Genomic DNA, 25,497 nt, shown 5'->3' on the forward strand with positions numbered 1-25,497 from the left:
CGCGACGAGGACGGCTTGAAACCGCCGTTTCGGACGATCCCCCGCGTCGCCCGAAACGGCGGCAGCCCTGGAAATCCGGACCTCGAACAGGGTCGGACAGCCATGGGCGGGCTCAGTATATTGGCTCGAAGCCAGTCAACGCAGGAGTTGCAGCATGTCCCCGCGCAGCGCATCGGTCAATGAAGAGTTGCGCCGACGTTCCCGGGAGCGTCTGCTGCAGGCCACGGTGGAGTTGGTGGACGAACGGGGCTACGAGGCGACCACGCTGGCCGACATCGCCGACCGGGCCGGCTCGGCCCGTGGCCTGGTGTCGTACTACTTCCCGGGCAAGCGGCAGCTCCTGCAGTCGGCGGTGCACCGGCTGATGCATCTGACCCTCGCCGCGGCGCTGGAGCGCGAGCCGCGGACCGGGGACGGCGAGGAACTGCTGGCCCGCGCCATCGACGCCGTCCTGGGCACGGCCCGCGATCACCCGACGCTGATGCGTACCCATATGGCCGGAATCCTCGCGGCCGAGGGGTTCGTCCAGTGCCCGGAGCAGCAGCAACTGGCCGCCCTGCTGCGCAGCACCGTGGTGGCCTACGGCTCCGCCGACCCGGACACCGACTATCCGCTGCTCCGGGCGCTGCTGATGGGCGCGGTGGTGGCGGTGCTGCTGCCGGGCGCACCGATGCCGCTCGGGCGGCTGCGCGCCGAGCTGTTCCAGCGGTACGGGCTGGCGTGGGAGCGCGGTGTGCCACCGGACGGACCCGGCGGGCGATCGGGCGGGCCCGGTGTGCCGCCGGACGGACCCGGTGTGCCACCGGACGGGCCGCCGCCCGGTGGCACCGCGCCGCTGCCGGCGCAGGGTCCGGTCAGCGGTAGTCGGGCTGCGTCTGCACATTGAGGCGGGACAGCCGGACGTCCTTGGCGCTGTCCGTCCGCCGGTCGTCGATGCGCAGCACATCGAGGCCCTTGACCATGTCGTTCGAGTAGATGTGGCCGTTGTAGTAGTACGCCGACCAGGAGCCGCCGCCGACGAGGGTGCTCGTGGAGAGCGGTCCGCGCTCGAAGTACCCGATCTCCCGGGGCTTCGTGGAGTCGGTGAAGTCCCAGACCGAGACGCCGCCCTGGTACCAGGCCTGGACCATGATGTCCCGGCCCTTGGCGGGGATCAGCGAGCCGTTGTGCGCGACGCAGTTCTCGGTGGCGGCCTGGTGCCGGGGGATCTTGTAGTAGCTGCGGAAGACCAGCTTGCGCGCGTCCCCCGTGCCGACGATGTCGTAGATGCCGTCGGCGCCGCGGTCCGGGCCGACCTCGGCGTTGCAGGTCGCCGCCCCGCCGCCGCCGAGCTCATCGGTGAAGACGACCTTGCTGCCGCGCTCGTTGAAGGTCGCCGAGTGCCAGAAGGCGAAGTTCACGTTGTCCTGGACCCGGTCGAGGACCCTCGGCTCGGCCGGCCGGGAGATGTCCAGCAGGACGCCGTCGCCCATGCAGGCGCCCGCGGCCAGCTTCAGCGTGGGGAAGGCGGTGATGTCGTGACAGCCGGTGGTCTTGGAGACACCGGGGTTGACGGGGCCGCCGGGGTTGCCGCCGTCCGGGAAGAGCACCGGGAAGCCGACGACGGCCGCCTTCTGCGGGGCGTGCCGCGGCACCTTGATGACGGAGATGCCGTCGTGCGGGGGGCGGCAGTCGGGGAAGGAGTCGCTCGGCGAGTACGAGGAGACGTAGACGTAGACGTCGCCGCGGTCCGGCACCAGGGTGTGGGTGTGCGAGCCGCAGGCGGTCTCGACGGCAGCGACGTACTTCGGGTTCTTCTTGTCGCTGATGTCGAAGATCTTCATGCCCTCCCAGGAGGCCTTCTCGGTGGCCGGCTGCGCGGTGCTGGCGCAGGAGTCGTCGCTGCGGGAGGAGTCGGTGGAGAGGAACAGCAGGTCGCCGGAGACGGAGACGTCGTTCTGGGAGCCGGGGCAGAGCACCTGGCTGACGGTCCGGGGCTCCTTGGGATTGCCGATGTCGAAGATCCGGAAGCCGTCGTAGTTGCCCGCGAAGGCGTACCGGCCCTGGAAGGCCAGGTCCGAATTGACCCCGGGGAGCGCGTCCTTGGGGATGTTGCCGAGCGGGGTGACGTTCGCGCTGTGCACGATCTCGTCGACGCCGGGCAGGTCGCCACGCGCGATGGCGGCCTCGGTGCCGGCCGCGGAGCTCCGGCTCACCGGCTTCTCGACCGGAGCGCCGCCGGGGTCGGGGACCGCACCCGCCGGGGCCGCCGCCAGGACCGAGGCGAGCAGACCGAGGGCGGCAGCCGCCACGCCGAGGCGTCTGCGCCGTACGCGGGGATGGGGCAAAGACGTCACTGCGTCCTCCCTTGAGTCCGTTCGGAGTTGAACGGTGCTGGCCGCAGTATCGCCCTTCGCATGTACATATCAATAGACTCGGGGGCAGCAGTCGGACAGCTCTCCGCGACCGGAAGTGCGCACCGTCGTGACAGGACCGTCTCCGACCGGCCGGTTCCGCCGGTCACGCCGACCCGGGAGGTCGCTGTGCCCCATCGCCGCAGCACGTCGCACGTCCGCGCCCGGACCGCCGCCCTCGCCGCGACAGCCGTGCTCCTGGCCGTCGGCGGCTGCGGGCCGGACGACGACACGGGAGCCGCCGCCGGCCGGCCCTCCGTCGTGGCCCCGGGCCGGCCCGGGGAGTCCGCCCGGACGCTGTCGGCCGAGGAGGCCGCGCGATCCGTGCGCCACGACCGCCCCGGCACGGCCGACTTCCGCTATGTGCACCGCATGATCGAGCACCACCGGCAGGCCCTGGTGATGACCCGTCTGGTGCCGGACCGGGCCCGCTCGGGGAAGGTCGAACGGCTCGCGGAGCGCATCGCGGCGGCCCAGGGGCCCGAGATCGGGGCCATGCGGGGCTGGCTGACGACGCACAGCGGCGGGAGGAAGACGTCCGGCCACCCGGGGCACGGCAGCGGCGGCACGGACCGGGAGAGCCACCAGGGACACGGGGCCGGGGCGGGCTCCGGTCACGGAGAGCATTCCGGGCGGGCGGGGGACCCCCACGGCCCGGACGGCCACGCCGGCATGCCCGGGATGGCCTCGGAGCAGCAGCTCGCCGCGCTGCGCGCCGCCCGGGGCCGGGCCTTCGACGCGCTCTTCCTCCGACTGATGATCACCCATCATCAGGGGGCGGTGACGATGGCCACCGAGCTGCTGTCCCAGGGCAGCGACGTCCTGGTCGAGGAGATGGCGAACGATGTGATCGCCCAGCAGACGAGCGAGATCAACCGCATGCGGGACATGGCGTAGGGGTCCTTGCACGCTGAGCGCCCGATGAGGTCGCGGGGGCGGTGCCGTGCAGCGCAAGGCGCCGGAGAGCCTTGGTGGCCGAGTCACCAGGGCTGTTCGGCGACGCGGCGAGGCGCGGTGCCGACCCCGCGACCCGGGCGGGTGCAGTGCACGGGCCCCTTGGGCGATCCGGAGCAACCCGCGGGCGCCACGCGCCGGGCACCTCCCGCCCCCGCCCTCCCGGTGCCATGCTGGAGACATCCCTGCGGGAAGGAGCCCGCCGTGCTGCGTGTCGCCGTTGTCGGCTCGGGACCGAGCGGGGTGTACACCGCCCAGGCCCTGGTCGAGCAGGAGGCCGTGCCGGACGTGCAGGTCCACGTACTGGACCGGCTGCCGTGCCCGTACGGGCTGGTGCGCTACGGCGTCGCGCCCGACCACGAGAAGATCAAGTCGCTGCAGAACAACCTCCGCAGGGTGCTGGAGCATCCGCGCGTCGGCTTCCTCGGCCATGTGCGGGTGGGGTCCGGCGGATTGTCCCCGGAGCGGCTCCTCGGGCTCTATCACGCCGTCGTCTACTGCGTGGGTGCCGCGACCGACCGGAGGCTCGGCATCCCCGGGGAGGATCTGGCGGGCAGCTTCTCGGCCACCGAGTTCGTCTCCTGGTACAGCGCCCATCCGGACGCCGCGCCCCGCGGGTTCCCGCTCGGCGCCCGCTCGGTCGTGGTGATCGGCGTCGGCAACGTGGCCGTGGACGTGGCCCGCATCCTGGCCCGGGGCGCGGACGAACTGCGGCCGACCGACGTGCCGCAGGCGGCGCTGGGCGTGCTCGCCGCGAGCCGGGTGACCGATGTGCACATGGTGGGACGGCGCGGGCCCGCCCAGGCCAGGTTCACCACCAAGGAGCTCCGGGAGCTGGGCACGCTGCCGGGCGCCGACGTGCTCGTGGACCCGGCCGAGACCGCCCTCGACCCCGCGGCCGACCTCTCGGAGCTCCCGGCGGTCAGCCGGCGCAATGTGCAGGTGCTGCGGGACTGGGCCGCCCGGCCGCCGCTGGGCCGGGACCGCCGCATCCATCTGCGGTTCCATCTGCGGCCGGTGGCGGTGCTGCCGGCTCCGGACGGGGAGCGGGTGGCCGGGGTGCGCTTCGAACGGACGGTGCCGGACGGGCGGGGCGGGATCACCGGGACCGGCCGGTTCGAGGAGATCGACGCGCAGCTGGTGCTCCGGTCGGTCGGCTACCGGGGCGTCCCGCTGCCGGGGCTGCCGTTCGACGCGGAGCACGGCACGGTCCCCCATGCCCAGGGGCGGGTGCTGCGGGAGGGCCGGCCCTCCCCCGGTGAGTACGTGGCCGGGTGGATCAAGCGGGGGCCGACGGGCGTCATCGGCAGCAACCGGCCCTGCGCCAAGGAGACCGCCGCCGCCCTGCTGAGCGATGCCCCCGTGCTGGCGCGGCGGGTGGTGGCCGACGACCCCGTGGCGGCGCTGCGCGGCCTGGGCCAGGAGCCGGTGGAGTGGACCGGCTGGCAGGCGATCGAGGCTGCCGAGGCCGAGCTCGGACGGACGCTGGGCCGCGCCTCGGTGAAGATCCCCGACTGGGCGGGGCTGCTGGCAGCGGCGGGCGATGGCCGGGAGCAGCCCTCGCCGAGCGGGGCGCTCTGACGATCGGCGGCTCCGGTGCCGTGCGGGGTGTTCCCCCGCACGGCACCGGGCATCAGGCCCCTGCCGAACGGCCGCCTCTGCCCCGACCGGGCTCGGACCGGATGAACGCCTTCGCCTCCGTGGCCCGGGCCGTCAGCCGCGCGGGACGGCCCGGCCGACGGCCACCGTCACAGGACACGGTCCGCGCGGGGAAGCGAGCGGACCGCGTAGGCGACGGCCCAGCACAGCGGCAGGGCCAGGGCGGCGACCAGCGCGAACTTGGCGGCCGCCGGGGCGTGCAGGCCGCGGAAGGCGAAGCCCAGCCCGACGAGCACCGGCGCGTGGATCAGGTAGACGGCGAAGGCATGGCGGGACAGGAACGCGGCGACGGCCCCCTGCCGGTTGAGGCGCTCACGGAAGAGGACGGTCAGACCGAGGACGAGTCCCACGGCGAAGGTCGACTCCCACGCGGCCGTGACCAGCGACTGCCAGGTGCCGTGCCCGTTGAGCGCCGCTCCGTTCGCCGTGGTGACGAACGGGAGGTAGGCGAGCGTCGCGGCGGTGGCGACGGCGAAGCCGACGCGGCCCGCGACCCGGGGAAGGGCCTGCGGCCAGCCTCGACGGTGGGCCAGCACGCCGAGGACGAAGAAGCTGGCGTACTGCGGCATGAAGTTGGGGGTGGGCAGGCCGAGGACGGGGACGTAGGTGTCGGTCGGGACGAGGACACGCCACAGGTAGGTGGCGAGGGCGAGCGCAACGGTGAAGAGGATGACCGCGAGCGGCCGCGGGGGACGCGGGACCCGCGGCGTCTCCCGGCCGGCCTCCACGGCGGAGCCGGAGAGGCGGCTCGCGGTCCGGCGGCGGACCAGCGCGTAGAGCAGGGCGAACACGAGGAGAACCTCGACGAACCACAGCGGGCCCGCGTCCCAGCTCAGCAGGTAGTAGATCCAGTAGGGAAGGGACTCACCGCGCTCGGCGAAGGTCGCCCGCAGGTCTTCGTACCCGCCGAAGTCCGCCAGGGGGCGTATCAGCAGGAGGAAGGCGAGCAGCGGAATGCCGAGCCGCTTGAGGCGGTCCCGGACGAAGGGCCGCGCGCCCTTGCGGTCGTAGGAGGCCGGCGTGAAGAACCCGGCGATCATGAAGAAGAACCCCATGAAGAACGCCTGGTTGAACATCACGAGGACATCCAGGAAGAGCCCGGAACCGTCCTCGGCGGGCTCGGTGTAGTACCAGGCGGGGATGTTGCCGTAGGTGACGGCGGTGTGGTGCAGCACCACGAGCGCCGTCAGCGCGATCCGCAGGTTGTCGATGTGGAGCAGCCGCGGGCGCTCGGGCCGCGCTGCGGCGGTCGGCTCGGGCCGGGCCGCGCTGACCGCCGCGTGTTCCGGATTTGCTGTCATGGAAGGTTCTTCCTGTTCACTGCTGTTCTTCGTTCACTGCTGTGCTTCGTTCACTGCTGTGCTTCGGGCGGTGCGTTGTCCGCGCGCGTCGCGCGCTGGAAGATGCCGGCGAGTTCGCGGGCATGGGCGGCCAGATCGTGCTCGGGATGCGCGCTCCAGTACGCGAACATGTCGTCGATCCCGGCCTGGAGCGTGACGGCCATGACGCGGACGTCGAACGGGCGCAGCTCGCCGCTTCGCTGCCCTTCGAGGAAGGCGTTCTCCAGCCGCACGTAGAGCGGCTCGCTCGACGCGACCCCGTAGCGCGGCGCCCCGTCATCGGTACGGAAGTGGTGGAAGATCTCGCCGAGCGCGATGAGCTGGGTCCGATGACCGAGCATGTACTCGGCGACCGACTCGATGTAGACGCGCAGCCACCTGGTGGCCCCGGACCGGTCGTCCAGCCGGCCCCCGACGAAGGCCCCGATCTCCTCGTAGACCTGCTCGACGACCCGCTCGATCAACTCCCCCTTGCCTGCGAAGTGATACGAGATCACGCCCTTGCTGATCCCGGCCCGCTCGGCGATCCGCGCCAGTGAGGCCTTCGCGAACCCGAGTGCCGCGATGGTCTCGACGGCGGCGGTGACGATCTGGGCGCGGCGCGCCTTCTCGATGAACGAGCGTTCCGGCTCCCCGCCCTTCCGCTCGCCCTTCCCCGCGCCGGACCGGCCGCCGGGATCATTTTTTGACCGCATGGCCAAAATTCTAACCACATGGCCAACTGCATTCCAAACAGCTCCCGTTGGGCCTGGACGCGCCTCGGCAGCCGACAGGCGCCGGGAGGGGATCATCGAAGCGGGACGGACACCGGGGCGGGACGGCCGCGAGGATCGTCGGGAGCGGGCGGGCCGGTGCCGTGCCGCCGGGGCGGGAGCTGCTGCGCCCTCCCCGCGGCGCCCGCGGCGCGGCACGCGAGCCGGCGGCCACGGCGGCCGGGCAGCATCACCGGGCCGCCTGACCTGCGCGGACGACAAGCCTGGCGCTGTTGTCGGTGCGGGGGTGCAGACTGGCCCGTACTGGAGACAACGGCGTCACCGGAGGTGGTCGGACATGACCGACGTCCTGCTTGCAGTCGGCACCCGGAAGGGGCTCTTCGTCGGCAGACGGAGAGGCGGGGCCTGGAGCCTCGACGGCCCCCACTTCCCGGCTCAGGCCATCTACTCCGTCGGCATCGACACCCGCCGCTCCGCGCCCCGGCTCCTGGCCGGCGGGGACAGCGCGCACTGGGGGCCGTCGGTGTTCCACTCCGACGACCTCGGGGCGAGCTGGCACGAGCCGAAGCAGCCCGCGATCCGCTACCCCGAGGACACCGGCACCTCCTTGGAGCGGGTCTGGCAGCTGCATCCGGCGGGGCCCGCGGCGCCCGGCGTGGTGTACGCGGGCACCGAGCCCGGGGCGCTGTTCCGCTCCGAGGACTGGGGCGAGAGCTTCGAGCTGGTGCGGCCGCTGTGGGAGCACCCGACGCGGGAGGAGTGGCAGCCGGGCGGCGGCGGGCTCGCCGTCCACACGGTCGTCACGGACCCGCGTAACGCGGACGCGGTGACGGTCGCGGTATCGGCGGCCGGGGTGTACCGGTCACGGGACGGCGGGGAGAGCTGGGCCCCGTCCAACTCCGGGGTGGAGGCGGTCTTCCTGCCCGATCACTTCCCGGAGTTCGGGCAGTGCGTGCACAAGATCGCTCAGGACGCCGGGGACCCCGACCGGCTGTATCTGCAGAACCACTGGGGCGTCTACCGCAGTGACGACGCCGGGGCCGGCTGGACGTCGATCGGCGAGGGCCTGCCCTCCGACTTCGGCTTCTCCGTCGCCGCCCACCCGCACCGCGCCGACGTGGCCTATGTCTTCCCCATCACCGCGGACTCCGACCGGGTACCGGCCGGCCGGCGGTGCCGGGTCTACCGCACGGAGAACGCGGGGGCCGACTGGCAGGAGCTGTCCGCGGGCCTCCCCGAGGAGCCGCACTACGGCACGGTGCTGCGGGACGCGCTGTGCGTGGACGACTCCGACCCGGCGGGCGTCTACTTCGGCAATCGCAACGGTGAGCTCTTCGCCAGCGCGGACGACGGCGACAGCTGGAGCCGGCTCGCCTCGCATCTGCCGGACGTGCTCTGCGTGCGGGCGGCCGCCGTCGCGTGACACCGGCCAGGGCGAGGCGGCGCGCCCGCGCGCCGGCTCAGGGCAGCCGCCAGTCCACGGGCTGGGCGCCCTGGCGGATCAGCAGGTCGTTGGTGCGGCTGAACGGCCGTGAGCCGAAGAAGCCGCGGTCCGCGGACATGGGTGAGGGATGCGCCGACTCGATCGCCGGGAGGTCGCCGAGGAACGGCCGCAGATTGCGGGCGTCCCGCCCCCACAGCACGGACACCAGCGGCTTGCCCCGCTGGACCAGCGCGCGGATGGCCTGCTCGGTGATGTCCTCCCAGCCCTTGCCCCGGTGCGCACCGGGCTTGCGGGGAGCGGTGGTGAGGGCCCTGTTGAGCAGCAGCACGCCCTGCTTCGTCCAAGGGGTCAGGTCGCCGTTGGAGGGGCGGGGCAGTCCGAGGTCGGTGTTGAGCTCCCGGAAGATGTTCTCCAGGCTGCCGGGCAGCCGCTGCACCTCGGGAGCCACCGCGAAACTGAGCCCGATGGCCATTCCCGGGGTCGGATACGGATCCTGCCCCACGATCAGCACCCGCACCTCGTCGAAGGGCTGCTGAAAGGCCCGCAGGACATGGGCTCCGGCGGGCAGATAGGTACGGCCGGCGGCGATCTCCGCGCGCAGGAAGTCACCCATCTCGGCAATGCGTCCGGCGACGGGCTGCAGGGCCTGCGCCCATCCGGGCTCGACAACTTCGTTCAACGGTAGTGCTGCCACAGGGGATCACTCTACTGGCGTACGGAGCGCGGTCCGCCGCTTCCGGCGTACAGGGCACACTGCGGTGGTGGAGCCGCCCCGCCGGAGCCGGATCCACCACCGCAGCCGGCGGGCCTCTACTGGTGGGCGCTGATCACGCCACCGGCGCTGAGCACGATGGACACGCCGTTGGCGACGAACCCGATGTCGTGCTGGTTCGCTTCCACCGTGTCGTCCGCGTCGCCGCTCTCGCTGAAGAACTGCGCGCGGTAGTGGAGGTCGCCGAGCTTCGTGACCTTGACCGTCCAGCCGCCCTCGATCTTGAAGGTGCCCGGTCCCTGGTGTCCGCCGCCCATCCAGGACTGGACCTGGCCGTCCGACGTGAGCACGACGAACATGTCGTTGGCGTCGAGCCCGTCGTCGTGCTCCTTCGCCTCCATCGTGGCCAGGACCGAACCGCGGGCGACGATCTTGGCACGGTAGTGCTGGGCACCGACCTTGTAGATCTCGGCCTTGCTGACGCCGTCCGCCAGCCGCTGGGTGCGGACCGGGGATGCCGCCCTGCCACCGTCGGTGGTGCGCGCGCTGCCCGACTGCTTGCCCCCCGCGCCCGCCTTGGTGCCCACCTCGGCACCGGCCTCGGAGCCCTGTTCGCCGGCGGAGGAGCCGGCGCCGCTGGACTCGGCGGAAGCTAAGCCCTTGTCCGTGCGGCCCGCGGGCTTCGCGCCGGCGGTGTCCGAGCCGGAGCAGGCGGTCAGGCTCAGGCCGGCGGCTGCGGTCAGGGCCAGAGCGGCCATGCGCAGGCTGCGGCGACGAGCGGTGCCGACAGTGGTACTGGAGCTCATGTCAGGTCCCCCGGGTCAGTCGGTGTCGTTGTCTCCTCGGTACGTCACCCACTCTGCTCGGGGCCGCTATCGCGAAGCTGGCACTCCCCTAACGTCCGGCTAACACGGGGAAGGCGGCCGCTGCGGCCGAGGAATCCGCCCGCGTTCCCGCTTAGGCTGCGGTCGTCGCCCCCTTCCGCTTGCTCTCCTTCTCACTTTGGAGCCGGGTCATGTGGTCACCCCCGTCCCCATGGGTCCTCGGTGTCGATTCGGGCGGTTCGGGGATGCGCGTCGCGATCGCCCGGCCCGACGACGCCCGGCCGGTCGCCACCGTGGCCTCCGACACCCCCGCGCGCATCGGCCCGGCCGGTGTCGACGCCGGTCACTTCCTGGAGCTTCTGCTGCCCGCGGCGCGCGAGTTGCTCGGCCGCACCGGCGCCGACGGACCGCCTTCCGCCGTCGCCGTCGGGGCGGCGGGCATGGCGACGCTCGGCGACGAGCTGCGGGCCCGGCTGCCCGGTGCCCTGGCGGACGCGCTCGGGGCCCGGCGGCTGGCACTCGCCGCCGACGCGGTGACCGCGTACGCCGGGGCGCTCGGACAGCAGGCCGGCGTGGTGGTCGTGGCGGGGACCGGGCTCATCGCGGTCGGTACGGATCTCGGCCCGGCCGGGCGTGGCTGGCGGCGGGCCGACGGCTGGGGACATCTGCTGGGCGACTGCGGCAGCGGAGCCTGGATCGGCCGGGCGGGCCTGGAGGCGGCACTGCGCGCCCACGACGGCCGGGCGGGAGGGTCGGCGGCTCTGCTGGCGCGACTGGAAGCCGTGTTCGGTCCGGCGGCGGGGATGCCGGGGCTGCTCTATCCGCGTGCCGACCGGGCCGCCGTACTGGCCCGGTTCGCTCCCGAGGTGGGCCGGTGCGCCGCCGAGGACCCGGTGGCGAGGGCGGTTCTCCGGGAGGCCGCCCGGTCGATCGTGGAGGCGGCCGCCGCCGTCCGCCCGGAGACCGTGGGGTGTCGTCTCGCCCTCACCGGCGGGCTGTTCCGGATGGGCGAGCCGCTGCTGGCTCCGCTGCGGGAGGAACTGGCCCGGCAGCTCCCGGACGCCGAGCCGGTGGAACCGGCCGGTGACCCGCTGGACGGGGCGCTGGGGATCGCCGCGGCGCTCGCCTCGGGCCGGCTGGCCCTTCCGGTCGACTCCCGGATGCTGCATGTGCCGGAGGCGGTGGGGGGTTGACCGGGGGCGGGGTGCGTCGTGGTGAGCGGGGCCGGGTGCGTCGCCCTGAGCGCGGGGTGCGGGGCGTCCTGGGGGCGGAGCGAGGTGCGTCGTGGGGGCGGGGCCGGGGGGGGGGGGGGGGGGGGGGGGGGGGGGGGGGGTTGGGGGGGGGGGGGGGGGGGGGGGGCGGGGCCCGCGGGGGGGGGGGTTCCGGAACGTATATTTACGGGCCTGGCGGCCCACAAATACACGGCAGCTTCCGGAACCCCCACCCCTGCGGCCCCGCCCCCTCCCGCCGGTGGCCCACCTTTAGGGCTCGTCACCGTGGCCCTGGTTCCGACGCGGGGCACGTCATCTTGCTGGAGCGGCATGGGTTGTTCCGGTGGGCGGGCGGTGTTACGTCATGTGACGGACCGCGGGGGATGCCGGTCGTGGCCGGTTGTCGTGGGTACGACAGGGCGCAGGGCTTCGGCCGTTGATCGAAGCGGCGGATAAATCGGGACGACCGGCGCACGCTTGCCCCCTCCCCGAACGGCCGAGCCCGCAAAGGGATTAACATGCGGCGCCATGAGCACCCCCACAGGGCCGGCGTCCGGCCTGCCTGTACGAATGCCGCGTCCCCGCCAGCCAGGGCGACACCGCAAACCGGAGCCGGTGGCGGCTCCCGAGGGTGCGCCCGCGCTCGTTCTCGCCGTTCCCGGCACTCCGGGCCCCGACACCCGGAGCCTGGCCGAGGAAGCGGTGAGCATCGCGCGTTCCGAGCTGCCCGGCCTGGACGCCCAGATCGGATATGTCGACGGCGACGACGCGGAGTTCCCGTCGCTGGGCGCGGTGCTGGCCCGCGCCGCCGCCGACCGCACCGCCCGGGCCGCCGCCCGGCAGGAGGAAGGAGCAGAGCCCCCCGCCCGCCGGGACGACGACGGACCCGTCGCGGTGGTCGTTCCGCTGCTGGCCGGCCCGGACAGCGCCCTGATGCGCCGGATACGCCAGGCCGTCATGGACAGCCGCACCGCGGCGGAGCTGACCGATGTCCTCGGCCCGCACCCGCTGCTGGCCGAGGCGCTGCACGTCCGGCTGTCGGAAGCCGGGCTCGCGCGCGCCGACCGCGCCCGTCTGTTCACGGTGGCCACCGCCGCGGACGGCATCATCCTCGCCACCGTCGGTGGTGAGGAGGCGGTGCAGGCGGCCGGTATCACCGGCATGCTGCTCGCCGCCCGTCTGGCGGTGCCGGTGCTGGCCGCCGCGCTGGACATCGACGGCTCGGTGACCCGCGCCGCCGACCAGCTCCGCGGCTCCGGCTCGGCGCAGCTGGCGCTCGCGCCGTATCTGATCGGCCCGGAGGTCGCCGACGGCCTGCTGAAGGCCGCGGCCGACGAGGCCGGCTGCTCGGCCGCCGAGGCACTGGGCTCCTACCCGGCGATCGGCAAGCTGGCGCTGTCGCAGTACGCGTCCGCGCTGGGCATCACGCTGCAGAACCAGAGCGCCGGAGCCCGCTGACAGCCTTCCCCGAACAGGCTCGTCCGCACGGCTCCCGGGCCGGAACCCCGCATCGGCGGGGTTCCGGCCCGCTGTCGTTCCCGGGCTCAGCCCGGGTACTCGCCCCGGGCACGGGCCTGGGCCCCGGGGCCGTGGACGAACGCGGGACGGCGCTCGGTGGCGTCGTAGGTGCGGTGGAAGACCGGGGTGGTGGCCCCGGAGAGCGGCGGCACGATCCACGACCAGTCGGCGCCCACCTCCCGGCCCCGGCACCGCTCCCGGTCGATGTGGGTGAGGAAGCGCCGGGACTCGGTGTGGTGGTCGGTGATGGTGACCCCGGCGCGGTCGAAGGAGTGCAGCACGGCCCGGTTCAGTTCGACGAGCGCCCGGTCCTTCCAGAGCGAACGGTCCGTCGAGATGTCCAGGCCCAGCCGCTCGGCGATGCGGGGCAGCAGATCGTAGCGGTCGGTGTCGGCCAGGTTGCGGGCGCCGATCTCGGTGCCCATGTACCAGCCGTTGAAGGGCGCGGCCGGGTAGCGCACGCCGCCGATCTCCAGGCACATGTTGGCGATCGCCGGGACGGCGTGCCAGCGCAGCCCCCATTCGGCGCACCAGCCGGCCTCGGGGTGCTCCAGCGCCACCTCCAGCACCGCGTCGGGCGGGAGGGCGAACCACCGGGGTTCCTCGCCGCGCCCCTGGAGGACCAGCGGGAGGACGTCGAACGGGGTGCCCTGGCCGCCCGGCCAGCCGAGCCGCAGGGCGAGTGCGGTGATGCCGGTGTTGCGGGGATCGCCGTGCGCCAGGGAGCCGCCGGGGCCGTACCCGGCGTAGCGCACGAGCTGTTCGCTCCAGATGCGGGGACCGGGGCGGCCGGGCTCGTCCGGCGCGAAGACGGTGATCAGCGGGCGGATCCGGCCGCCGTTGGCCGCGAGCCGCAGATGGGCGACGCACTCCCGGGCCATCGACGCGGCGTCGTCGAGCTGCCGGAAGTCCCTGACCTGGAGCGAGCGCCAGTACAGCCGGCCGATGCAGCGGTTGCTGTTGCGCCAGGCGACGCGGGCGCCGAAGGCCAGCTCGCCGGGCGTGTGCCGGTACGTGCCCCGCTCCTCGATCTCCGCACGCACCTCGGCGAGACGTTTCTCCCCGTCCCCGGCGCGGGGCTCCTCCCGGTGGTACAGCCGCAGGAAGTCCTGGGCCTCCTGCCAGACGGATCCCTTCCGGGGGCCGCCGGGCCGGGGCCGGCGGAGCGCCGCCGGAGGGCGGCCGCGGGCCTCGTCGCAGGGGTCCGGCCCGGTGCCGTACGCCTCCGCCTCTCCCCTGTCCGCACGGCGCAAGTACCTCCGCATGACCCACCCCCAGGCATACCGTTCGTCGGCGCGATGCGGCCGGGTTACCCCTCGCGGGAGCTGATCCACCCTGTTCTTGCACGGTGCATCTGCCCGGGGCACGGGCCGCGGGGCGGCGCCGCAGGTCGGGACGGCGTGAGGGGGCGCACCGGGGGGCGTCGCGACGGCGCGCCGGGCCGCGCGAGCGCTGCTCCGGGCGCGGGCGGACGCTCCCGCCCGGGGCGGAGTGCGACGTTGCGCCGGGGCGGCGGGTGCGGGCCTGTCCGGGGCGGGGCGGGATGCCGGATCCGGCCCGCGCGGAGGTTCCGGTTCCGAGGCCGTTGTGGCCCCGGTCCTGGCCCGTTGGCTCATTCCGGCCCAGCGGGAACGCCTCCGGAATGGGCCATTGGCCCAGTCTTTTCGGACTCCCTTGAGCCAGCGGGTGGCCGAATGTTTTCATGGGGGCGTCGATGGCGCTGCGGGATTCCGCGGCGCCTTTTTCTTTGCACGTTCCTTGCAGGGCGGAAGGGGAGCCGGAAGCAGTGCTGAAGAGGATGTTCGTGGCACCGGATCCGGGCCGGGTGCGGCTGCGCACGTCGGCGCGGGCCGTGCTGGGCGTCGCGCCGGCCGCGGCCGCCGCCGGCCTGGCCGGTCAGTCGGTCGTCGCGGCGATCGCCGGGGGCCTCGCCGCGCTGCTCGCGCTCTTCACCGTCACCGATGCCACGGTCCGCGGCCAGGCGGTCACCACCGCGCTGCTGCCCGTGGCGGGCTTCCCGGTGCTGGCCCTCGCGACGGCGCTGCACGACCACACGCTGATCCGCGACACCGCCTTCCTGGCCGTCGTCTGGGCGGGGGTGTACGCCCGCCGGTGGGGCCCGCGCGGGCACGCCCTGGGGATCTTCGCGTTCATGACGTTCTTCATGACGCAGTTCCTGCACGCCGTCCCGGCGCAGTTGCCCGAGCTGTACCTGGCCGTGGCCCTGGCCCTGGTGGTGTCCTCCGTGGTCCGGTTCGGCCTGTGGTGCATCGAGCGCGGCAGCCCGCCCGCCGCGGCGCCCGCGCCCCTGGCCGCCCGGGGCATGGACCGCCCCACCACGCGCCAGGCGTTCCAGTGCACCGTGGCGTGCGCCCTGGCGCTCGGCTTCGGGCAGCTGGTGTCCGACGAGCGCTGGTACTGGGCGGTGGGCACGGCGTGGTGGATCTTCGTGAACACGGCGTCCCGCGGCGAGACGATGGTCCGCGGCTTCCGCCGCGTCGTGGGCACCCTGGCGGGCATCGCCGTGGGGATGGTCGCCGCGGTGCCGCTGCACGGCGCGGCCGTGCCGACGGCCGTCCTGGTCGCCGTCTGCGTCTTCGGGATCTTCTACACCGCAGCGCCCTCGTACAGCTGGATGATGTTCTTCGTGACGGTCATGGCCAGCCTGCTCTACGGACTGCTGGGCGTCCTGCACCCGGGCCTGCTGGCCCTGCGCCTGGAGCAGACGCTGGTGGGCGCCTTCGGCGCGGCCGTCGCCATCGCCGTCGTCCTCCCCATCACCACCCACGCGGCGACCGACGCCTGGATACGCCGGGCCCTGGTGTCGGTCCGGCACTGCACGGCGGAGTCCGCGCGCCGGCTGTCCGGGGACGCGTCCGCCGACCCGGGCCCGCACGCCGCCGAGCTGGAACTCCTCCTGGGAAAGGTGCGGGTCTCGCTGGCGCCGCTGCTGCATCCGCTGAGCCCGCTGCGCGAGCGCCGGGAACGGGCGCGGCGGGTCATGGCGCACCTGGACGACTGCGTGGTGCAGGCCCGGGGGCTGGCAGCGGTCGCCGCCGACCCCGACGCCTCGCACGACGCCCGGCTGACCGCCGCCTGCCAGCGGGTCGAGGCGGCGCTGCACACGCTGGCTCCTACCGGTGAGAGTCCCGTCGCAGCGGGGGACCCCGCGATGGCCGCGCCCCGGCACCACCCGGGTGCCGAGCGGGCCCTGGCGCATCTGCACGACCTGGAGAAGGCGCTCGCCGGGCTGGCCGCGCCGCTGCTCGGCAGCCCGCGCCCGCCGCTGGCCGAAGCCTGATCCGGCCGCGCCCCGCTCGGGGCTCCTGGGCCCCGGGCCCGGCTCCCGGCTCCCGGCTCCCGGCTCCCGGCTCCCGGCTCCCGGCTCCCGGCTCCCGGCTCCCGGCTCCCGGCTCCCGGCATCGTCACCTGGCCGGCCGGGCCGTGGACACCGTCGCCGGAGCGGGCCGCCGGTGCCGTCGCGCGGCCGGGCCGTCGGTACAGTCGGCGGCAGCTCTCCCGCGCCCTCCCGCGGGGTGCGCCCGCCCCGTCCCGTCCGTCCCCGTCGAACGGAGAACCCCGCCCATGGCTCCGGTGGATGCGCTGGACGCCCGCATCCTGCGGCTGCTCCTGGAGCAGCCGCAGACCAGCGTGCGGGAGTACGCCCGGCTGCTCGGGGTGGCCCGGGGCACCCTGCAGGCCCGGCTGACCCGGCTGGAGCGGGACGGGGTCATCACCGGCACGGGCCCCCGGCTCTCCCCCGCGGCCCTCGGTCATCCGGTGCTGGCCTTCGTGCACATCGAGGTCACCCAGGGGCATCTGGACGAGGTCGGGGACGCGCTCGCGGAGGTCCCGGAGATCATCGAGGCGTACTCGATCACCGGTGGCGGTGACCTGATGACGCGGGTGGCCGCCCGGGACAACGGTCATCTGGAGGACATCATCCAGCGGCTCATCCAGCTGCCGGGCGTGGTGCGGACCCGTACCGAGGTCGCGCTGCGGGAGCGGGTGCCGTACCGGATGCTGCCGCTGGTCGACGCGATCGGCCGGGCGGCGGCGCGACCCCGCTGAGCCCCGGTCCGCTCTGCCGTGGGTCGGGCGGTGCCGGTCGGGGCCCGGCGGCCCGGGGCGGGGGCGGGACGGCTTGGCATGCTGGGGGCATGAGCTCCTCCCGCGGACCCGCTGTGATCTTCGACCTCGACGGCACCCTCGTGGACAGTGAGCCGAACTACTACGAGGCGGGGCGGCGGCTGCTCGCCGAGTACGGCGTCACGGGCTTCACCTGGGAGCAGCACGCCCGGTTCATCGGGATCGGGACCCGGGAAACCCTGGAGGTGCTGCGCCGCGAGTACGCCATCGAGGCCCCGGTCGAGGAGCTGCTCGCGGGGAAGAACCGGCACTACCTCGCGCTGGCCCGGGAGTCGACCGAGGCCTTCCCCCGGATGCGGACGCTCGCGCACGACCTGCACGCGGCCGGGATCCGGATGGCGGTGGCGTCCGGATCCTCCCGCGCCGCCATCGAAACGGTGCTGGCCACCACCGGCCTGGCCGGACTGATGGCAACGGTGGTCTCGGCGGAGGAGGTTGCGCACGGCAAGCCGGAGCCGGACGTCTTCCTGGAGGCGGCCCGGCGGCTCGGTGCGCCGCCGGCGGACTGTGTCGTCCTGGAGGACGCCCCGCCCGGGGCGGAGGCCGCCCACCGGGCGGGCATGCGCTGTGTCGCCGTTCCGTATCTGCCGTCGACCGCCGGGGCACCGGAGTTCGGCACGGCGGGGCTGGTCTTCCCGGGCGGCCAGGGCGAGTTCGATGCGCGGACCGCCTTCGCCTGGGTGACCTCGCCGGACTGAGGGCACGGGGTCGCCGGCCTGCTGTCCAGGCCTGGCACGGCTCCGGCACCGCACCTGGCGTTCCTTGCCGCACGGGGCCCGTGGGGCCGTCCGCATACTCCCGCACGGGCGTCCCGGCCGGTGCGGTCCGCTCGGTCCCGTTCCGCGCGGTGTCCCGGCCGGACCGGATCCGGCCGGGGCACCGGTGCGTTGAAGCGCCCGCGGTCCACCGCTCAGGCCGCTGGGGCCAGGGCCGCGACCATGGCGGTCACCGCGGGCAGCAGCAGAAGCACCGCCCACCGGACACAGCGGTTCTTGAGGTGGGCGACCCGGCTGGTGCCCGCCAGGGCCCGTTCCAGCCGGGCCCGGGGATCGCCGCCGCACCGGACCAGCGCGGCCGGCAGGCCGGCCTGCTTCTCCGCCCGCACCACGTCCTCGAAGTAGGCGAGGACCTGCGTGCCGTCGCGCAGCGCCGCGGCCCGGCGCGGCACCAGGGCCAGCAGCAGGACCAGCAGGGCCGCCGCCGTGGTCGTCAGGGCGCTCCACCACAGGGGCAGCGTCCAGGACGCGGCGTCGGGACGCCGCATCAGCAGCAGGCCGAACAGGGAACCACTGGTGGCCAGCAGGACGGCGGCCTTGCCGTCGGCGCGGCCGATTTCGAGCTGGTTCTGTGCGATCAGCTCGCGCGACAGCGCGGCGACGGAGCCTCCCGGACCGTCCGAGGGGCGGCTCCGGTGCCAACGGCCCGTTCCTGCCGGGGTGTTCGGCGGGCGGCTCACCGGGGCTCCCGGTGCGTGCCGTTCATCCCGTTCCTGTGGTGCGCTCCGTCCGGGCCGGCGCCGGCCTGCATCCGGTCCAGCGTCTCCTGGCCCTGCGGCACCCCGATGTCGCGCAGCACGTGCGCCAGCTGCGCCCCGACGAAGCCGCGGTCGCCCTCCGTCAGGCCCTGCAGGGCCGAGGCCAGCGACCGCTCCCAGCCGTCCCGGTCGCTGAGCAGGTCGCGGTGGGCCACCGTCCAGTCGAGCACGTCCTTCGCCTGGTCGGGCCGGTTCATCAGCCAGAGCGCGGCCAGCCCGACGGGGCCGCCGCCGATGATGTCGCGATAGAAGCGGTACGCCTCGCGATGCGCGTCGCCCCAGACCGAGGGCAGGGGCAGCGCGGTGCCGGTGGCGGGGTCGCCCATCGGCCCCGGTGCGGTCTGGGTGAACCAGTAGGTGATGCCCGCTCCGTCGATCACGTGCTCGCGCCCGTACGGGCCGCCCGGGGCCGCCCCGGACCACGGCGGGGCCTGCCCGTCCCGGCCGGGACCGTCGGGCGCCGTCCCGTGGTCGCCGATGTGCTGGACGATCCACCGCGGCACGTACTCCTCCGTGGCCCGGCTCCGGACGACGCCGGCCGGGTCGCTCACCCGCCAGCCCACGCCGTAGCGGGAGAACTGGGGCACCGCCGACGTGCCCGTGGGGACGTCCACCCACGTCGCCCGCTCCGCGAGCGAGACCCGGCACACGCAGGTGAACTCGCGGCGCAGCACGGCCGAGAGGGCCGGGCGCGGGTGGAACCAGGGACCGGCGCCGCGCGGCGGCTCCACCCGGCCCGCGCCGTTGTCGGCCAGGAACACCAGGGCCCGGTCGTCCCGGGGGAACCAGCGGTGCCGCAGCAGCGTGCGCAGCAGGTGCGAGGGGCGCAGCAGCGCCGTCGGCAGCTGCTCTACGAGGGGCTGGTTCATGCGGACTTCCCTTCGGGTGCGGTGGTGCCGCGATTCCGGTGGCGGGTGAGAAGGAAGGAGATGACACCGCGATGTCCGGCGGAAGCGTCCGCCAGCGCGCGGAGGAAGACGTCGAAGGCGGCGCGGCGGCACAGGGCGGGATCGCGTTCCACGGCCGCGAGTCCCTGGGCCACGGCGGTCCGGGACGCCGGAGCGTCCAGCGCCGCGACCACCAGCGGCAGGGCCAGATCGGGGTGGTCGCCGATCACGTCGGCCAGGGTCAGCTTCCGGGTGGCCCGCCGGTGCGGTTCGGGGAAGCTGCTGAGGCACAGCGCCTCGGTCACCTGCGCGGCGCAGGCGTGCCGGAGGCTGCCGACGGGCGCGGTCAGCCACTCGGTGATCCGGCGCAGAACGCTCCGGTGGTTGGCCTCCTCCCCGAAGAGGACGCCGAGAGCGAAGACGACCGCGCTGCGCAGTCGCGGTTCGGTGCCCTCGTCGGGACCGTCGACCACCGTGTCCAGCAGGTTGAGCGCCGCGGCGGGCCGCGCCAGGCCGTAACTGCCGGCACAGGTCTCGGCGACGGTGCAGCGGCGGTTGACGTCCCGGACGCCGGCCCACTGCCGCAGTTGCGCCTGTACCCCGCTCATCAGCTCGGCGTTCTGGGCGACTTCACCGAGGGCGTACGCCGCGAGCCGGCGGCGCCACCGCAGGTCCGACCCGGCGAACGGGTGGAGCTGCCGCAGGGGTTGGGAGCCGGTGGCGTGCACCAGGACCCTGCCGACCGCCACGCCGGCCGCCAGGTCCGCTCCCTGCTGGTGGGGCAGGGCGTGCAGACCGGTCCAGAACAGCTCCGCCATGCCCTCGTGTTCCAGCCACAGCCGGCGCAGCACGGACTCCGCCCGGTGCCTGCCCCGGAAGTCGACGGGCTGCATCCGGTGCCGGTAGCGGCCCGACGGAACGATGCGGGACGGACCGAGGCGTGCTCCGATCTCCGCGCACCGGTCCGCGAACGCGGGGCCGAGCAGATCCGGGCGGTCCGCCGGGGTGACGACGGCCGGGGCCGGGGCGGTACCGGCCGGCGCGGCGCCGGCCGCTGCCCCGCCGGCGCGTTCGGTGAACAGGGTGCGCAGGGTCGCGGCGAACTGCTCGATCACCGTGCGGTCCAGGCCCTCCAGCAGGGCCACCGCGGCCGTGAGCGCCAGCCGGTCGGCCCGGTCACGCATCCGTTCCAGCGCCGCGTGCGCCTCCTGCACCCCGCCGAGGCGGAGGTTCTCCAGGGCTGTGGCGACGGTGCGCCCGGAGGTCACGACTTCGAGCAGTTCCTCGGCGACGTCCACACCGACGGCGGGCAGCGGGCTCGTCCCGAGGTACCGGCGGAACTCGGACCCGTCGAGGTGTTCCAGCGCGAGGGGAAGCAGCTCGGGCGCGAGCCGTCGCTCGGCCGCCAGGGCACGCAGCCGGAGCAAGGCCACGTCATAGGGCTTCGGCGGGACGTGCCTCACCTGCCAGGCGGCGATGTCGGCCGGCAGGCGCAACTCCGCCGCCACCGTGACGACCAGGAAGGATCCGGCCTCGCGCAGCCGGTGGCACAGCGCCCGCAACGGGACCTCGCCGAGCTTGTCGGCCAGGTCCGGGGCGAGCCACCGCAGCAGGTAGCCCCGGCCGGGTCCCGGCTGCCATGCGGTGAGGTCCTCGGCGGAGTTCAGTCCGGTGATGCGGTCCGCCCCGCACCGCTCCCGGAGCAGCGCGAACGCGGTGGTGCCGGCCCCCGCGCCGCGCTCCGCGCCGAGCAACAGCAGGTGGTGGCCCAGCACCTCCCGGCACCTGGCGTACGAGGCGGGCTCGGCGAAGCCCAGCAGTCTGCGGGCGACGTCCTCCGGCGGGTAGGGGCCCTCCCGGAACTCGGGGCGGAGCACCACCTCCGAGACGGAGTCGTCGCGGGGTTCGGGGGCTGCGTGGTAGTGGAAGTCGCCTCTCACACCACCCGCCAGGGCCACCCCCTGCCCGACGTGCTGCCGGTTCCGGTACCCATCGGCCTCCGGCCCGGCCGCGCCCGGGACCTCCGGCCGGGCGTCGAGGAGGGTACTCGGCTCGTCGCTCATCGGCGCTCCCCCGCGCCGCCGGTGTGCTTGTCGCCGGAGACGTTGTCGCCGCTGCCCCAGTGCTGGTTCGTTCCGTGGTGGGTCGTGGAGTGTCCGGTGTAGCTGAAGTCCCCGGCGATGTCCCCCATCAGTGCGACGCCTTCGCCGACGCGCTGGGTGTTTCCTCCGAGGTGTTCGGCGGGACGGCTCGCGGGGGTCTCGTCCGCCGGTGGGGCCGACGGGGTCTCGCGGGCGGGGAGCCCGGCGCCGAGAAGGTTCCCGGACGGCGACGGGATGTACAGCCACGCCCGCTGGGCGAAGGACTTGCCGTCGACGGTGGCCGGCACCTCGGTGCAGCGGTCGGGGTGCAGGCCGGTGTAGCCCCCGAGGATCACGTCCTCGTGGACCCGGTGCGAGATGATCGCGGCGAGGTGGGTGGTCTGTTCGCTCGCGGCGGCCAGGATCGCCTTGACGGGGCGGGAGTCCAAGAGCCGGTGGGTGTCGTTGCGTGCGGTGCCGTTTCCGTCGCCCGGTCCGCCGTCGTCCGGGAGCGGGCCGACGTGCACGCTGGCGCGCAGCCGGATGCGCGGGCCGACGGTGCGCTGGTTGTAGTCGCCGAGGACCTCGTCGAGCACCCCGAGGAAGGGCCAGAGGACGAACGGGAGATGGGCGGGGTCGAACCCGAAGACGATGCCGTCGCCGGTGCTGGCCGGGAAGCGCTTGGCGTCCTTGAGGCCGAACAGCCCGGCTCGTTCGAGCGATTGGTCGACGAGTTCCGGGATCAGCGCGCTGACCGGTCCGTGCAGCACGGCGGGCAGGCCGGTGAAGTCCTTGGCGTCGACGGCGAACAGGGCCCGGTACGCGGGCAGCGGCCTGCTCTCGGCATGGGGCAGGGGCATGGTGGTGGGCATGGGACGCTCCTTCACGGGACGGGGCGGTGCGGTGCACCGCCGGCCGGCTCGTGTCGAGCATCGGCGAGCGTCAGCGGGGCGAATGCCCACCGCAGGGCGCCCCGGAGGTGACGGCCGTCACAGGGCCTCGGAGAGGCCTCACTCCGCTGCCGCCCAGCGGCGTAAGGCCGCCATGTCCCTGATGACCACGACGCGGCGGGCCGTCTCCACCGCTCCGGTGTCCCGGAGTTGCTGCAGACCGCCGATGACCGCGTTCCGGGTGACACCGATGGACTGCGCGATCTCCTCCTGCGTCAGTCCGGTCAGCCGCAGCCCCTCCGGCACGGCGCCGGTGACGGGTTCCGCCAGCTCCGCCAGCCGGACGAGCGACCTCGCGAGCCGTACCACCAGCGGGAGGGTGAGCCGTTCGGTCCGGTGCAGATCCGATTCGCGCAGCCGGGCCAGCGTCTGCCGCATCAGTGCCATGACCAGTCCTCGTTCCTCGACGAACCGGCGGAACCGCTGGGCCTCCAGCACGATCGTGGTGCACGGGCTGAGGGCGATCACATCGGCCGTCCGCGTCGTGCCGTTGAAGACCGAGACCTCCCCGAGGAGATCGCCCGGTCCACGGAAGGCGAGCCAGGTCGTGACCCCGTCGGTCTCGCGGCACACGACCTTCGCCAGGCCGTCGGTCAGCGCCAGCAGATGGGTTCCCGGGTCCCCCTGCCGCAGCATCACGCTGCGCTCGCGGAACCGTCGTACCGTTCCCTGGTCCCGCAGTTCACGCCACACGTCGTCGGACAGCACTCCATGGCCTTCCCGGTGAGTTCTCCGGGGGTTCGTCACCCCGGCGGGGCGGTGCGCGCCGTGGACCACCGCGCGCGTTCCCGCTCCCCGGCGGAGACCTTCCCCCGGGGACCGTTCCAGCACACCCGGGACTGCGGACCAGGTCAGGGCTGGGAGGGCTCGCGGTGGCCGATGGCCCGTCGGACGCCGGGCCCACCGTCCCGCGGCACCGACCGCCCTCCGGCCGTCACCGGAACGCGGGCAATCCGCCGTGAAGCCTCACCCGGCGGGCGTCCGGTCGGTAGCATGTCGTTGCGATTTCAACGATGTTGGGAGTCAGGGCATGGACATCGCGGCGGAGTTACCGGCACCCGAGGACGCCCTCAAGTGGGCCTGGCTCGCCGCCTTCGGGCCCGGGCTCGCCTTCTCCCTCTTCGGGGTCCTGCTGCTGGTCTCGGCCTGGCTGGGCGCCGTGCGCAGCACCCGGCAGGTGGTGCTCCGGGCCAACGGCGCGGTGCGCGCCGGGCGGGCGCGTCTGAGCCGTATGCCGCGGGCGCAGGTCGGCGCCCTGCTCCTGCTGTCGTCCCTGCTGCTCGCGCTGCTGACCGCCTGGGTCCCGGGGGTGCTGGTGATGGGCAACGTGGCGCGGTACGCGCTGGATTCCGCGTCGCAGGAGGAGTTCGTCGCCCTCGATCCGGTGGCGATGTGGGCGGACGGGCTGTGGACCCGGTGGGACGACATGACCGCGACGTACGTCCTGTGTTCGGTGATTCTCGCCGCGCTGCTCTGCGTCCGGCGGTCGTCCGCGGGGACCGCGGGCTGGGCCCTGGCGCTCTGCCTGCCGCAGGTGCTGTGGGTCGTGCCGATCGCCGCGGAGACGCTGTTCACGCTGCTGCTGGGGCTGCCGTCGGCGCTGTTCGGGCAGAGCTCGGGGCTGGCGGAAGTGCCGCGCAACCTGGTGTTCGTCGGAGTGTTCGCGATGTACTACGGCTCGTGCGCGGGCGCCCTGGCCGCGGCCCAGCGGCTGGGACTGCTGTGGCTGGGACCGCCGGCGGCCGCGGGCTGAGCACCGCGGGCAGCGAACGGACAGGCCTGCGGGCGGGCAGAGCCGCGGGGCGAGCGGGCGCAGAGACGCGCCCGCGGAGCGGGGCGGCCCGCGCCTCACCGGGACCCTCGACGGAGCCGTCGGAGGGGTGGCGGCTCGGACGGTACGCACCCCCGACACCACTGACTTGTGCACGCCACCGGTACGTATGGCATGCTCCGCACAGACCGCACGAGCACACCTCGCCGATCCCGCCCGGCGTCACCCTTGGTGCCGTTCACTGCGCCGACAGTGATCCGAAGGGCCCGGGTGGGGCCGAATCACAGGGGTGGATTTCGTCGATCGGCCCTCCGCAGTGACAATCACCGTGGTGCCTCTCCCCCACACCGCGGTGAAACCGCGCTGCGCCCGCCCGGCGGACCTCCTGCCTGGGCGAACGCACGGATTCACGCGCGGGGGCCCGGGAGCGGTCGCCTCGGTATGCAAGAGCTGATCTCCCTCGGGGAGGGATGTCATGGGAAGGAGGCCGGCCATGAGTGCGGACGCGCGTGGTGAGGTCGAGAATTTCTTGCTGGGAGACAGGTTCTCCTGTCTGGCGGGTCGCTCCGCCTGGCGCCAGGGCGGGATCGCTCACCATCATTACGAACGGTTGGGCGACGTCGACGCGGCCCGGCTCATGGCGCGCGACCTCGAGGCCTATGTGCGCTCGGCGGACTGGAGCGCCCGGTCCTTCACCAGCTTCGTGGCGACCTTCGCGGAACCCCGCGGCGTGGACGAGCTGGAGTTCGAGCAGCTGCTCTGGCAGCAGCTGCAGCTGCTCCACGAGTACGACGCCGAGGCCCACCGCTGGGCCGAGGGGTACTCCTCCGACCCCGGGTCCGGGAAGTTCGCCTTCAGCGTCGCGGGCCATCCGTTCTTCGTGATCGGCCTGCACGAGACGCATGTCCGGCTCGGCCGGCGGCCTCCCTTTCCGATGCTGGCCTTCAACTCCCACGAGCAGTTCAGCCGTATCAAGGGGGCCGGGATGTGGGACCGGCTCGCGGAGAAGATACGCAAGCAGGACATCAAGCTGCAGGGGAACATCAACCCCAATCTCCACGAGTACGAGCAGCTGTCCGAGGCCCGGCGGTACTCCGGCCGCCCGAAGCCCGCGGACTGGCAGTGCCCGTTCTCGGCCCGCGAGACGGCTCATGACGCGGTGCGGGAGCCGGAGCTGGAGCCGGCGCCCGTCCGGGAGCCCGCGCGGGAAGCGCTGCGCGAGTCCGGGCGGGAGCCCGAGCGGGAGCTGACCGCCCACGTGGGCTGAGTTCCTCCGCGCATCGCCCGGCACCGCCGTGGCCCCGGCGGCCGTACCCCTGAGGTGCGGCCGCCGGGGCGTTTCGGCAGCGTCCCGCTC

At 74.0% G+C, this 25,497-nt stretch carries 22 protein-coding genes; 11 read left to right on the forward strand and 11 right to left on the reverse strand.

All coding sequences use genetic code 11. From position 1 onward, the window contains the following. Positions 1 to 154: 154 nt before the first annotated feature. Positions 155 to 886 (forward strand): TetR/AcrR family transcriptional regulator, encoded by a 732-nt coding sequence (locus ACFYYR_RS19575; RefSeq protein ID WP_388854620.1) that lies wholly within the window; start codon positions 155 to 157, stop codon positions 884 to 886. Here ACFYYR_RS19575 and ACFYYR_RS19580 read toward each other — a convergent pair. Beyond that, positions 855 to 2,336, reverse strand: a complete 1,482-nt coding sequence (locus ACFYYR_RS19580; RefSeq protein ID WP_388854623.1) for an LVIVD repeat-containing protein — start codon at positions 2,334 to 2,336, stop codon at positions 855 to 857. The genes ACFYYR_RS19575 and ACFYYR_RS19580 overlap by 32 nt on opposite strands. 186 nt (positions 2,337 to 2,522) lie before the next feature. On the opposite strand from ACFYYR_RS19580, the gene ACFYYR_RS19585 reads away from it, so the two are divergent. Beyond that, positions 2,523 to 3,290: a DUF305 domain-containing protein gene (locus ACFYYR_RS19585; protein ID WP_388854626.1), complete on the forward strand. Its 768-nt coding sequence runs from the start codon at positions 2,523 to 2,525 to the stop codon at positions 3,288 to 3,290. Between the two features lie 261 nt (positions 3,291 to 3,551). Further along, the gene (locus tag ACFYYR_RS19590; protein WP_388854629.1) at positions 3,552 to 4,928 is read left to right on the forward strand and encodes an FAD-dependent oxidoreductase; all 1,377 of its coding nucleotides are present in this window, start codon (positions 3,552 to 3,554) and stop codon (positions 4,926 to 4,928) included. A 167-nt stretch (positions 4,929 to 5,095) separates the two neighbouring features. Here ACFYYR_RS19590 and ACFYYR_RS19595 read toward each other — a convergent pair whose 3' ends face one another. Further along, complete coding sequence (locus ACFYYR_RS19595; protein WP_388854632.1) at positions 5,096 to 6,307, reverse strand: acyltransferase family protein; 1,212 nt, start codon at positions 6,305 to 6,307, stop codon at positions 5,096 to 5,098. Positions 6,308 to 6,357: 50 nt separating this feature from the next. Continuing rightward, positions 6,358 to 7,041 carry a TetR/AcrR family transcriptional regulator gene (locus ACFYYR_RS19600; RefSeq protein WP_388854635.1) on the reverse strand — a complete coding sequence of 228 codons (684 nt, stop codon included), beginning with the start codon at positions 7,039 to 7,041 and terminating at the stop codon, positions 6,358 to 6,360. A 355-nt stretch (positions 7,042 to 7,396) separates the two neighbouring features. Between ACFYYR_RS19600 and ACFYYR_RS19605 the strand changes: the two genes are divergently transcribed. After that, the gene (locus tag ACFYYR_RS19605) at positions 7,397 to 8,482 is read left to right on the forward strand and encodes a WD40/YVTN/BNR-like repeat-containing protein (protein WP_388854638.1); all 1,086 of its coding nucleotides are present in this window, start codon (positions 7,397 to 7,399) and stop codon (positions 8,480 to 8,482) included. 37 nt (positions 8,483 to 8,519) lie between these two features. On the opposite strand, the gene ACFYYR_RS19610 is transcribed toward ACFYYR_RS19605, so the two are convergent. Next, positions 8,520 to 9,197, reverse strand: a complete 678-nt coding sequence (locus tag ACFYYR_RS19610; RefSeq protein WP_388854641.1) for a uracil-DNA glycosylase — start codon at positions 9,195 to 9,197, stop codon at positions 8,520 to 8,522. A gap of 116 nt (positions 9,198 to 9,313) precedes the next feature. Beyond that, complete coding sequence (locus ACFYYR_RS19615) at positions 9,314 to 10,021, reverse strand: hypothetical protein (RefSeq protein ID WP_388854644.1); 708 nt, start codon at positions 10,019 to 10,021, stop codon at positions 9,314 to 9,316. Positions 10,022 to 10,230: 209 nt separating this feature from the next. On the opposite strand from ACFYYR_RS19615, the gene ACFYYR_RS19620 reads away from it, so the two are divergent. Together ACFYYR_RS19620 and ACFYYR_RS19625 are read left to right on the forward strand one after the other, a co-directional pair. After that, positions 10,231 to 11,232 (forward strand): N-acetylglucosamine kinase, encoded by a 1,002-nt coding sequence (locus ACFYYR_RS19620; RefSeq protein ID WP_388854647.1) that lies wholly within the window; start codon positions 10,231 to 10,233, stop codon positions 11,230 to 11,232. A gap of 546 nt (positions 11,233 to 11,778) precedes the next feature. Then, complete coding sequence (locus ACFYYR_RS19625; RefSeq protein WP_388854650.1) at positions 11,779 to 12,708, forward strand: sirohydrochlorin chelatase; 930 nt, start codon at positions 11,779 to 11,781, stop codon at positions 12,706 to 12,708. 86 nt (positions 12,709 to 12,794) lie between these two features. On the opposite strand, the gene ACFYYR_RS19630 is transcribed toward ACFYYR_RS19625, so the two are convergent. Further along, positions 12,795 to 14,033 (reverse strand): nitric oxide synthase oxygenase, encoded by a 1,239-nt coding sequence (locus ACFYYR_RS19630; protein ID WP_388854653.1) that lies wholly within the window; start codon positions 14,031 to 14,033, stop codon positions 12,795 to 12,797. 533 nt (positions 14,034 to 14,566) lie between these two features. On the opposite strand from ACFYYR_RS19630, the gene ACFYYR_RS19635 reads away from it, so the two are divergent. The 3 genes from ACFYYR_RS19635 to ACFYYR_RS19645 all read left to right on the forward strand — a co-directional run bounded on the left by ACFYYR_RS19635 (position 14,567) and on the right by ACFYYR_RS19645 (position 17,615). Continuing rightward, positions 14,567 to 16,069, forward strand: a complete 1,503-nt coding sequence (locus ACFYYR_RS19635) for an FUSC family protein (RefSeq protein WP_388855415.1) — start codon at positions 14,567 to 14,569, stop codon at positions 16,067 to 16,069. A 284-nt stretch (positions 16,070 to 16,353) separates the two neighbouring features. Then, positions 16,354 to 16,839, forward strand: coding sequence for an Lrp/AsnC family transcriptional regulator (locus ACFYYR_RS19640; RefSeq protein WP_388854656.1), 486 nt, complete (start codon positions 16,354 to 16,356; stop codon positions 16,837 to 16,839). An 89-nt stretch (positions 16,840 to 16,928) separates the two neighbouring features. Further along, positions 16,929 to 17,615, forward strand: a complete 687-nt coding sequence (locus ACFYYR_RS19645) for an HAD family hydrolase (RefSeq protein ID WP_388854659.1) — start codon at positions 16,929 to 16,931, stop codon at positions 17,613 to 17,615. Between the two features lie 212 nt (positions 17,616 to 17,827). Here ACFYYR_RS19645 and ACFYYR_RS19650 read toward each other — a convergent pair whose 3' ends face one another. From ACFYYR_RS19650 to ACFYYR_RS19670, 5 genes are all read right to left on the reverse strand, one after another. Further along, positions 17,828 to 18,373, reverse strand: a complete 546-nt coding sequence (locus tag ACFYYR_RS19650) for a Pycsar system effector family protein (RefSeq protein WP_388854662.1) — start codon at positions 18,371 to 18,373, stop codon at positions 17,828 to 17,830. Then, positions 18,370 to 19,320, reverse strand: coding sequence for a hypothetical protein (locus ACFYYR_RS19655; RefSeq protein ID WP_388854665.1), 951 nt, complete (start codon positions 19,318 to 19,320; stop codon positions 18,370 to 18,372). The genes ACFYYR_RS19650 and ACFYYR_RS19655 overlap by 4 nt, the downstream gene beginning before the upstream one ends. Then, complete coding sequence (locus tag ACFYYR_RS19660) at positions 19,317 to 21,401, reverse strand: hypothetical protein (RefSeq protein ID WP_388854668.1); 2,085 nt, start codon at positions 21,399 to 21,401, stop codon at positions 19,317 to 19,319. The genes ACFYYR_RS19655 and ACFYYR_RS19660 overlap by 4 nt, the downstream gene beginning before the upstream one ends. Continuing rightward, a complete protein-coding gene (locus tag ACFYYR_RS19665; RefSeq protein WP_388854671.1) occupies positions 21,398 to 22,291 on the reverse strand; it encodes a hypothetical protein in 894 nt (297 codons plus the stop codon). The genes ACFYYR_RS19660 and ACFYYR_RS19665 overlap by 4 nt, the downstream gene beginning before the upstream one ends. 138 nt (positions 22,292 to 22,429) lie before the next feature. Next, a complete protein-coding gene (locus ACFYYR_RS19670; RefSeq protein ID WP_388854674.1) occupies positions 22,430 to 23,077 on the reverse strand; it encodes a Crp/Fnr family transcriptional regulator in 648 nt (215 codons plus the stop codon). 322 nt (positions 23,078 to 23,399) lie between these two features. On the opposite strand from ACFYYR_RS19670, the gene ACFYYR_RS19675 reads away from it, so the two are divergent. Next, positions 23,400 to 24,122, forward strand: coding sequence for a hypothetical protein (locus tag ACFYYR_RS19675; protein ID WP_388854677.1), 723 nt, complete (start codon positions 23,400 to 23,402; stop codon positions 24,120 to 24,122). 511 nt (positions 24,123 to 24,633) lie between these two features. Next, positions 24,634 to 25,407 (forward strand): guanitoxin biosynthesis heme-dependent pre-guanitoxin N-hydroxylase GntA, encoded by a 774-nt coding sequence (gene gntA / locus ACFYYR_RS19680; RefSeq protein ID WP_388854681.1) that lies wholly within the window; start codon positions 24,634 to 24,636, stop codon positions 25,405 to 25,407. The last annotated feature ends 90 nt before the right edge of the window (positions 25,408 to 25,497 follow it).

The organism is Streptomyces sp. NPDC001922 (assembly GCF_042891165.1).
GTDB lineage: Bacteria > Actinomycetota > Actinomycetes > Streptomycetales > Streptomycetaceae > Streptomyces.

Bases quoted from the DNA above. Each gene is read 5' to 3' on its own strand.
- ACFYYR_RS19630 (WP_388854653.1), bottom strand. From the start codon at position 14,033: ATGCGGAGGTACTTGCGCCGTGCGGACAGGGGAGAGGCGGAGGCGTAC.
- ACFYYR_RS19640 (WP_388854656.1), top strand. From the start codon at position 16,354: ATGGCTCCGGTGGATGCGCTGGACGCCCGCATCCTGCGGCTGCTCCTG.
- ACFYYR_RS19595 (WP_388854632.1), bottom strand. From the start codon at position 6,307: ATGACAGCAAATCCGGAACACGCGGCGGTCAGCGCGGCCCGGCCCGAG.
- ACFYYR_RS19675 (WP_388854677.1), top strand. From the start codon at position 23,400: ATGGACATCGCGGCGGAGTTACCGGCACCCGAGGACGCCCTCAAGTGG.
- ACFYYR_RS19615 (WP_388854644.1), bottom strand. From the start codon at position 10,021: ATGAGCTCCAGTACCACTGTCGGCACCGCTCGTCGCCGCAGCCTGCGC.
- ACFYYR_RS19645 (WP_388854659.1), top strand. From the start codon at position 16,929: ATGAGCTCCTCCCGCGGACCCGCTGTGATCTTCGACCTCGACGGCACC.
- ACFYYR_RS19635 (WP_388855415.1), top strand. From the start codon at position 14,567: ATGTTCGTGGCACCGGATCCGGGCCGGGTGCGGCTGCGCACGTCGGCG.
- ACFYYR_RS19660 (WP_388854668.1), bottom strand. From the start codon at position 21,401: ATGAGCGACGAGCCGAGTACCCTCCTCGACGCCCGGCCGGAGGTCCCG.
- ACFYYR_RS19600 (WP_388854635.1), bottom strand. From the start codon at position 7,041: ATGCGGTCAAAAAATGATCCCGGCGGCCGGTCCGGCGCGGGGAAGGGC.
- ACFYYR_RS19655 (WP_388854665.1), bottom strand. From the start codon at position 19,320: ATGAACCAGCCCCTCGTAGAGCAGCTGCCGACGGCGCTGCTGCGCCCC.
- gntA (WP_388854681.1), top strand. From the start codon at position 24,634: ATGAGTGCGGACGCGCGTGGTGAGGTCGAGAATTTCTTGCTGGGAGAC.
- ACFYYR_RS19625 (WP_388854650.1), top strand. From the start codon at position 11,779: ATGAGCACCCCCACAGGGCCGGCGTCCGGCCTGCCTGTACGAATGCCG.
- ACFYYR_RS19620 (WP_388854647.1), top strand. From the start codon at position 10,231: ATGTGGTCACCCCCGTCCCCATGGGTCCTCGGTGTCGATTCGGGCGGT.
- ACFYYR_RS19665 (WP_388854671.1), bottom strand. From the start codon at position 22,291: ATGCCCACCACCATGCCCCTGCCCCATGCCGAGAGCAGGCCGCTGCCC.
- ACFYYR_RS19575 (WP_388854620.1), top strand. From the start codon at position 155: ATGTCCCCGCGCAGCGCATCGGTCAATGAAGAGTTGCGCCGACGTTCC.
- ACFYYR_RS19605 (WP_388854638.1), top strand. From the start codon at position 7,397: ATGACCGACGTCCTGCTTGCAGTCGGCACCCGGAAGGGGCTCTTCGTC.